This is a genomic window from Serratia sp. (in: enterobacteria) (assembly GCF_046715635.1).
Classification (GTDB): Bacteria; Pseudomonadota; Gammaproteobacteria; order Enterobacterales; family Enterobacteriaceae; genus Chania.
The window spans coordinates 1-7,566 of sequence record NZ_JBKJYW010000332.1; the positions used below are offsets into that span (position 1 = coordinate 1).

The 7,566-nt window shown below is 53.7% G+C and carries 7 protein-coding genes; 2 read left to right on the top strand and 5 right to left on the bottom strand.

The features are described 5' to 3' along the window. Positions 1 to 187: 187 nt before the first annotated feature. The 4 genes from glmM to rlmE form a co-directional block, all read right to left on the bottom strand. Complete coding sequence (gene glmM, locus ACLQ7H_RS17575; protein WP_411753765.1) at positions 188 to 1,528, bottom strand: phosphoglucosamine mutase; 1,341 nt, start codon at positions 1,526 to 1,528, stop codon at positions 188 to 190. Between the two features lie 7 nt (positions 1,529 to 1,535). After that, entirely contained in the window at positions 1,536 to 2,369 is an 834-nt protein-coding gene (folP, locus tag ACLQ7H_RS17580) for a dihydropteroate synthase (protein ID WP_411753766.1), read from the bottom strand. 139 nt (positions 2,370 to 2,508) lie between these two features. Then, positions 2,509 to 4,440: an ATP-dependent zinc metalloprotease FtsH gene (gene ftsH, locus ACLQ7H_RS17585; protein ID WP_411753767.1), complete on the bottom strand. Its 1,932-nt coding sequence runs from the start codon at positions 4,438 to 4,440 to the stop codon at positions 2,509 to 2,511. Between the two features lie 56 nt (positions 4,441 to 4,496). Beyond that, positions 4,497 to 5,126: a 23S rRNA (uridine(2552)-2'-O)-methyltransferase RlmE gene (gene rlmE / locus ACLQ7H_RS17590; protein WP_021179046.1), complete on the bottom strand. Its 630-nt coding sequence runs from the start codon at positions 5,124 to 5,126 to the stop codon at positions 4,497 to 4,499. Between the two features lie 143 nt (positions 5,127 to 5,269). Between rlmE and yhbY the strand changes: the two genes are divergently transcribed. Then, a complete protein-coding gene (yhbY, locus tag ACLQ7H_RS17595) occupies positions 5,270 to 5,563 on the top strand; it encodes a ribosome assembly RNA-binding protein YhbY (protein WP_411753768.1) in 294 nt (97 codons plus the stop codon). Positions 5,564 to 5,678: 115 nt separating this feature from the next. Here yhbY and greA read toward each other — a convergent pair whose 3' ends face one another. Then, positions 5,679 to 6,155, bottom strand: a complete 477-nt coding sequence (greA, locus tag ACLQ7H_RS17600; RefSeq protein ID WP_021179044.1) for a transcription elongation factor GreA — start codon at positions 6,153 to 6,155, stop codon at positions 5,679 to 5,681. 304 nt (positions 6,156 to 6,459) lie between these two features. Here greA and dacB point away from each other — a divergent pair. Next, positions 6,460 to 7,566: serine-type D-Ala-D-Ala carboxypeptidase (gene dacB, locus ACLQ7H_RS17605; protein ID WP_411753769.1), on the top strand; the 1,107-nt coding region annotated here is incomplete at its 3' end.

A 7,566-nucleotide genomic window follows, 5' to 3' on the forward strand; every position in this document is an offset into this window, starting at 1 on the left:
GGGAGAGGGAGCTGCCCGGCGTCTTTAGATGAGGTTGTACTGCTTCGGAAAGTGATGAGTAAAAAGAAGGGAGGCAGGGTATTCGACACACTAGCCCCCCTATCCAAGGTACGTTACCGAATTTTCAGCCTCACTCGATCGGTCCACCCTCCCTGTGGAAGAGGGTTAGGGTGAGGGCGTCTGTTTATCAGCCTGCCAACTTGACCGCATCGGCGATACGGTGAGCCATGTCTTTCACCTGTTGCTCATCCGCATCACCTTCAACCATCACGCGGATCAACGGCTCCGTGCCTGACTTGCGCAATAACACACGGCCACGGCCAGCCAATTCGGCTTCCACCTGCTGGGCTACTTTCACCACGGCCTCCGACTCCAGTGGGTTGTGCTCACCGGTAAAGCGTACGTTGACCAAGATCTGTGGCAGTAACTTCATGCCGCTGCACAGGTCGTGCAGGCTCATGTTATTACGCACAATCGCCGTCAACACTTGCAGACCAGCGACGATACCGTCCCCGGTGGTGGTTTTGTCCAGCAGGATCACGTGGCCGGAGTTTTCCGCCCCGATGCGCCAGCCGAGCTCTTGCAGTTTTTCCAGTACGTAGCGGTCGCCTACTTTGGCACGGGCAAACGGGATACCGAGCTGTTTCAGTGCCAGTTCCAGGCCCATGTTGCTCATCAGTGTACCCACGGCACCGCCGCGCAGTTGCCCCTGGCGCAGGCCTTCACGGGCAATGATGTAGAGGATCTGATCGCCGTCGACCTTGTTACCCAGGTGATCCACCATCATCACGCGGTCGCCATCGCCATCAAAGGCCAGACCCACGTGTGCTTGCTCTTCCAGTACCCGCGCCTGCAGTTGACGCACATCGGTAGCACCGCACTCTTCGTTGATATTCATGCCATTCGGTTCACAACCGATGGCGATCACCGTGGCACCCAGCTCACGCAAAACACTTGGAGCGATGTGATAAGTGGCACCGTTGGCGCAGTCCACCACAATCTTCAGCCCGTTCAGGCTTAGTTCACTCGGGAAGGTACCTTTACAGAATTCGATATAGCGGCCAGCGGCATCGACAATGCGGCTGGCTTTACCCAGCTCGGCAGATTCGACGCAGGTCAGTGGTTTTTCCATTTCCGCTTCGATCGCCTCTTCCACATCGTCTGGCAGTTTGGCGCCGTCGATGGAAAAGAACTTGATGCCGTTATCGTAAAATGGGTTATGTGAGGCAGAAATCACGATCCCGGCTTCCGCACGGAAAGTTCGGGTAAGATACGCTACCGCCGGGGTTGGCATCGGGCCGGTAAACGAAGCGGATAGTCCCGCCGCCGCCAGCCCGGCTTCCAGCGCCGACTCTAGCATGTAGCCTGAGATACGGGTGTCTTTACCGATGATGATCTTACGCGAACCGTGACGCGCCAATACCTTGCCAGCCGCCCAGCCAAGCTTGAGGACGAATTCTGGGGTAATTGGACTGTCACCGACTTTGCCACGAATACCGTCGGTACCAAAATATTTGCGTTCGCTCATGTTTCTACTATCCCTTAGCTGAAAGTGTTGCCTCGACGACACGCATCGCCTCGACGGTTTCTTTGACATCATGCACTCTGACTATCTGCGCCCCCTGCATCGCGGCAATCACCGCACAGGCCACGCTGCCGATAACCCGTTGTTCAGGGGGAACATTCAATAGCTGCCCAATCATCGACTTACGCGACATCCCCACCAACAGTGGCAAACCAAAGTGGTGGAATTCCACTAATCGGGCCAGAAGCTGATAATTATGCGCTAAATTCTTACCGAAACCGAAGCCTGGGTCGAGTAACAATTTCTGTTTTGTTATACCACCAGCAATGCAGCGGTCGATATGCTGTTGGAAAAATGCATTAACGTCCGCTATCAGGTCATCGTAATGCGGTGCCTGTTGCATGGTACGCGGCTCGCCTTGCATATGCATAAGGCAGACCGGCAGACCGCTGTCGGCGGCAGCCTGTAACGCACCAGGCTCCTGCAACGAGCGAACGTCGTTGATCAGATGAGCACCGGCTTTGGCGGATTCGCGGATCACTCCAGCTTTTGAGGTATCCACCGAGATAAAAATTTCAAACCGCTGCGCCAAGGCTTCGACTACCGGCACGACGCGCTCAATCTCTTCCTCTTCACTGACCTCGGCAGCGCCCGGGCGCGTGGATTCACCTCCCACATCGATCATCGTCGCGCCAGCCGAAATCAGCGCGTGCGCATGCAGCAGGGCATCATTCAGCGAATTATGCCGCCCGCCGTCAGAGAAGGAGTCTGGAGTAACGTTGAGGATCCCCATCACCCGAGGATGGTTGAGATCGAGGATTTGGTCGCGCACGGTTAACTGCATGATTAATCTACCTTGGAGTCAATACTACTCTGTTGCCTGGAGTGGATCCCGCCCCTCTCACCAAAGGAGAAGCAGCAATTTTCAGCCAGCAATAAAAAACCCCGGCTGACCGGGGTTTTATTTTACGCTACAGCCGATGTTACTTGTCGAGCTGTTCAGACATAGTGTTACCTGGGTTTGGCGTACGCGGCTCATCTACCGGCGTTGGCGCTTTTGGTGTGCCGCCATTGTCGGAGTTGTTGCTTTTCACCACGTCGTCCCAACCCGCTGGTGGACGAACATCTTTACGGTTCATCAGGTCGTCGATCTGAGGCGCATCGATGGTTTCATATTTCATCAGTGCATCTTTCATCGAATGCAGGATGTCCATGTTTTCCATCAGCAACGCACGTGCGCGAACATAGTTGCGCTCAATCAGGGATTTGACTTCCTGGTCGATGATACGTGCGGTTTCGTCAGACATGTGTTTCGCCTTGGCCACGGAACGGCCCAGGAACACCTCGCCCTCTTCTTCCGCATACAGCAATGGCCCCAGCTTCTCAGAGAAGCCCCATTGGGTCACCATGTTGCGGGCGATCGAGGTAGCGACTTTAATGTCGTTCGATGCACCGGTAGAGACTTTTTCCGGCCCGTAAATAATTTCTTCTGCCAGACGGCCACCGTACAGGGTAGAGATTTGGCTTTCCAGCTTCTGACGGCTGGCGCTGATCGCATCCCCTTCCGGCAGGAAGAAGGTCACGCCGAGCGCACGGCCACGAGGAATAATCGTGACTTTATGCACCGGGTCATGCTCAGGAACCAGACGGCCAATAATGGCGTGGCCCGCTTCGTGATAGGCGGTCGACTCTTTCTGTGCTTCCGTCATCACCATGGAGCGACGTTCCGCACCCATCATGATCTTGTCTTTGGCTTTTTCGAACTCCACCATCGACACCACGCGCTTGTTGCCACGTGCTGCGAACAGGGCCGCTTCGTTGACCAGGTTGGCCAAGTCCGCACCGGAGAAACCCGGTGTACCTCGTGCAATCACTGAAGCATCAACATCTGGCGCCAACGGCACGCGACGCGAGTGTACCTTCAGGATTTGCTCACGGCCACGCACGTCTGGCAGCCCAACCACCACTTGGCGGTCGAAACGACCTGGACGCAGTAACGCCGGGTCCAGTACGTCAGGACGGTTAGTTGCCGCGATGACGATAATGCCTTCGTTGCCTTCAAAGCCGTCCATTTCAACCAGCATCTGGTTCAGCGTTTGCTCACGTTCATCGTGACCACCGCCCAGGCCTGCGCCACGTTGGCGACCTACGGCATCGATTTCATCGATAAAGATGATGCACGGTGCCGCTTTCTTGGCCTGTTCGAACATGTCACGCACGCGGGATGCACCCACACCGACGAACATTTCGACGAAGTCAGAACCGGAAATGGTGAAGAACGGGACTTTCGCCTCGCCAGCAATCGCTTTCGCCAGCAGGGTTTTACCGGTACCCGGAGGGCCGACCATCAGCACGCCTTTCGGGATCTTACCGCCCAGCTTCTGGAAACGGCTCGGTTCGCGCAGGTAGTCTACCAGTTCACTCACTTCTTCTTTGGCTTCGTCACAGCCTGCAACGTCGGCAAAAGTGGTCTTAATCTGGTCTTCCGTCAGCATACGGGCCTTGCTCTTGCCGAAGGACATCGCGCCCTTGCCGCCGCCGCCCTGCATTTGCCGCATAAAGAAGATCCAGACCCCAATCAACAACAACATTGGGAACCAGGAAATAAAGATGGAAGCCAGCAAACTTGGCTCTTCCGGTGGCTCACCAACAACTTTAACGTTTTTGGTTAACAACGTATCCAGTAACTTCGGATCGTTGACCGGGATGTAAGTGGTGTACTTGTTGCTGTCTTTACGGACAACGTTGATTTCACGCCCATTAATGCGCGCTTCACGGATCTGATCTTGGGTCAGTTCGGACATGAAGGTGGTGTAATCCACCCTACGGCCATTAGACTCGCTGGGCCCAAAGCTCTGGAATACCGACATCAACACGACCGCGATGACTAGCCAGAGAATTAGGTTTTTCGCCATGTCACTCAAGGGATTAACCTCATATTACAACTGTGTTAACAAACAGCGTTAGGGTACTACAGTTTCCGCCCTGTCGCTACAATGTACACTTCACGCGAACGTGCGCGAGAAGCGTCTGGCTTACGAATCTTAACCTTCGTAAACAGGGAGCGAATTTCCCGTAGGTACTCGTCAAAACCATCTCCCTGGAACACCTTCACCAGGAAACTACCGCCTGGTGCGAGAACATCACGACACATTTCCAGTGCTAATTCCACCAGATACATCGATTTTGGGATATCGACCGCCGGGGTGCCGCTCATATTCGGGGCCATGTCAGACATGACTACCTGAACCTTACTATCACCTACACGTTCCAACAGTGCTTTGAGGACCAGTTCATCACGAAAATCGCCCTGAAGGAAATCGACGCCAACGATGGGATCCATTGGCAAAATATCACAGGCAATGATACGCCCGTTACCACCAATCTGGGTGACCACATATTGCGACCAACCGCCCGGCGCAGCCCCCAAATCAACGACCGTCATACCTGGCTTGAACAGTTTGTCACTTTGCTGTATTTCATCAAGTTTAAACCAGGCGCGCGAGCGCAGCCCTTTTTTCTGCGCCTGCAGCACATATTTATCGCTAAAGTGTTCTTGGAGCCAGCGACTTGAACTGGCCGAACGCTTTTTATTTGCCATCGAGTATTCCAACTATCCTAAAAAGAGTCTCATGCCAGGTTCGCTTCTCACGTAAACTCAATTCGGTGCAGACCGATTTGGTGATACACATGAGATGGCGGTAGAATGTACCGTTTTCAATCCCAACTTAAGCAAAAAAGACAATGAATCTGAATAATAAACAAAAACAACACCTGAAAGGCCTGGCACATCCGTTAAAACCGGTGGTCATGCTGGGTAATAACGGTCTCACCGAAGGGGTGTTGGCTGAAATTGAGCAGGCTCTGGAGCATCACGAGCTGATCAAAGTAAAAATTGCTGCCGAAGATCGCGAAACCAAAACCCTGATCGCCGACGCTATTGTGCGTGAAACGGGTGCCTGCAATGTGCAGGTGATCGGCAGTACGCTTATTCTTTACCGCCCGTCGAAAGAGCGCAAGATCACTTTGCCGCGCTAATCCGCTATCTGTTTGCTGAGACGGTGCCATGCGCCGGGCTCAGATAAAAGGCCGCTTGCGGCCTTTTTCCTTTCTTTACAAAACCCTGCTGAACTTTTAACCAACTCGGGCGAAATTAAAGATATTCCACTTTCAGAATTTCGTATTCTACATCACCACCGGGGGTTTTGATGACAACAACATCATCCTGCTCTTTGCCAATCAGGCCACGAGCCATCGGTGAGTTGACAGAGATAAGATTCTTCTTAAAGTCTGCTTCATCATCCCCCACGATGCGATAAGTCACCTGATCTTCGCTATCCAGGTTCATCACCGAGACGGTAGCGCCAAAAATCACGCGGCCAGTCTGAGGCATCTTGGTGATATCGATCACCTGCGCATTGGACAGTTTGGCCTCGATTTCCTGAATACGCCCTTCACAGAAACCCTGCTGTTCACGAGCGGCATGGTACTCGGCATTTTCTTTCAGGTCACCGTGTTCGCGTGCGGTGGCGATGTCGGCAATGATTTTCGGGCGACGCACACCTTTCAAATATTCTAGTTCTTCACGCAGCTGTTCTGCGCCAAACAAGGTCATCGGGATCTGTTTCATCGTTAAATACCTCTAAATCTATCCTGTTCAAATATACCCGTGGTCTTGCAAGCTAACCGCAGCTCAACATCCATAGGGCATTAGCGTCATCCTGACGTGTTCGTATGAAATTACGGCAGGCGTTGCGCCTTCCGTCTCCAGGCGATAAACAAAAGAAACCGAGCTCGGAGGTTTGCTCCAAGTCAGCGTCGATTTTGCATTTTGATACGCATTTTAGCCTAGAGTTCCTTAAGGGTCATCGTTTACTTTATCCCTTGTTGCACCGTAGTATGACAGCACGTTATCCAGCTGTTACCCCGAGATTATGCGTTTTTCACGAATTGTCAGTGTATTGGCCTGCGCATTTGCTGTTAATGCCCATGCGGCCCCGGTTGAAGATTACACACAATATTTGCCTGATGGGGCGAACCTGGCCCTGATAGTTCAGAAGATTGGCGCGACCACGCCAACCATCGACTATCACTCACAGCAAATGGCACTCCCGGCCAGCACCCAGAAGGTGCTTACCGCGCTAGCGGCTTTGTTGCAGCTCGGGCCGGATTATCGCTTCACCACGACACTGGAAAGTCAGGGCAACATCACGGATGGCGTGTTGCGTGGCAACCTTATCGCCCGTTTCAGCGGAGATCCCACCTTCAAGCGGCAGAATCTGCGCAATATGGTGGCGGAACTGAAAAAACAGGGAGTGCGCGAAATCAGCGGCGATGTGCTGGTCGATACCTCGGTCTTTGCTAGCCATGACAAAGCGCCCGGCTGGCCCTGGAACGATATGACCCAATGTTTCAGCGCCCCGCCAGCGGCAGCGATTGTCGATCGCAACTGTTTCTCGGTTTCCCTTTACAGCGCCCCTAACCCCGGTGAGATGGCGTTTATTCGCGTGGCTTCATTCTACCCGGTCAATATGTTCAGCCAGGTAAGAACGCTGGCGAAAGGCTCTCCAGATGCACAATATTGTGAACTGGATGTGGTGCCGGGCGAATTGAACCGCTTTACACTGACCGGATGCCTAACCCAGCGCAGTGAACCACTGCCGTTGGCATTTGCCATTCAAGATGGAGCCAGCTATGCCGGTGCCATCCTGAAAGATGAGCTGGTCAAATCAGGGATCCAGATTGGCGGTCATTTGAAGCGCCAAACCCAGCCGGGCATGACGGGTACGGTGATCGCCCAGACACAATCTGCACCGTTGCATGATCTGCTGAAAATCATGCTGAAGAAGTCGGACAACATGATTGCCGATACCGTGTTTCGCACCATCGGCCATGAACGCTTTGGCGTACCGGGCACCTGGCGCGCGGGAGCAGATGCAGTACGCCAGGTTCTGCGCCAGAAGGCCGGGGTAGACCTAGGTAACAGCATCGTGGTGGACGGCTCTGGCCTGTCGCGCCACAACCTGCTGGCACCTGCAACC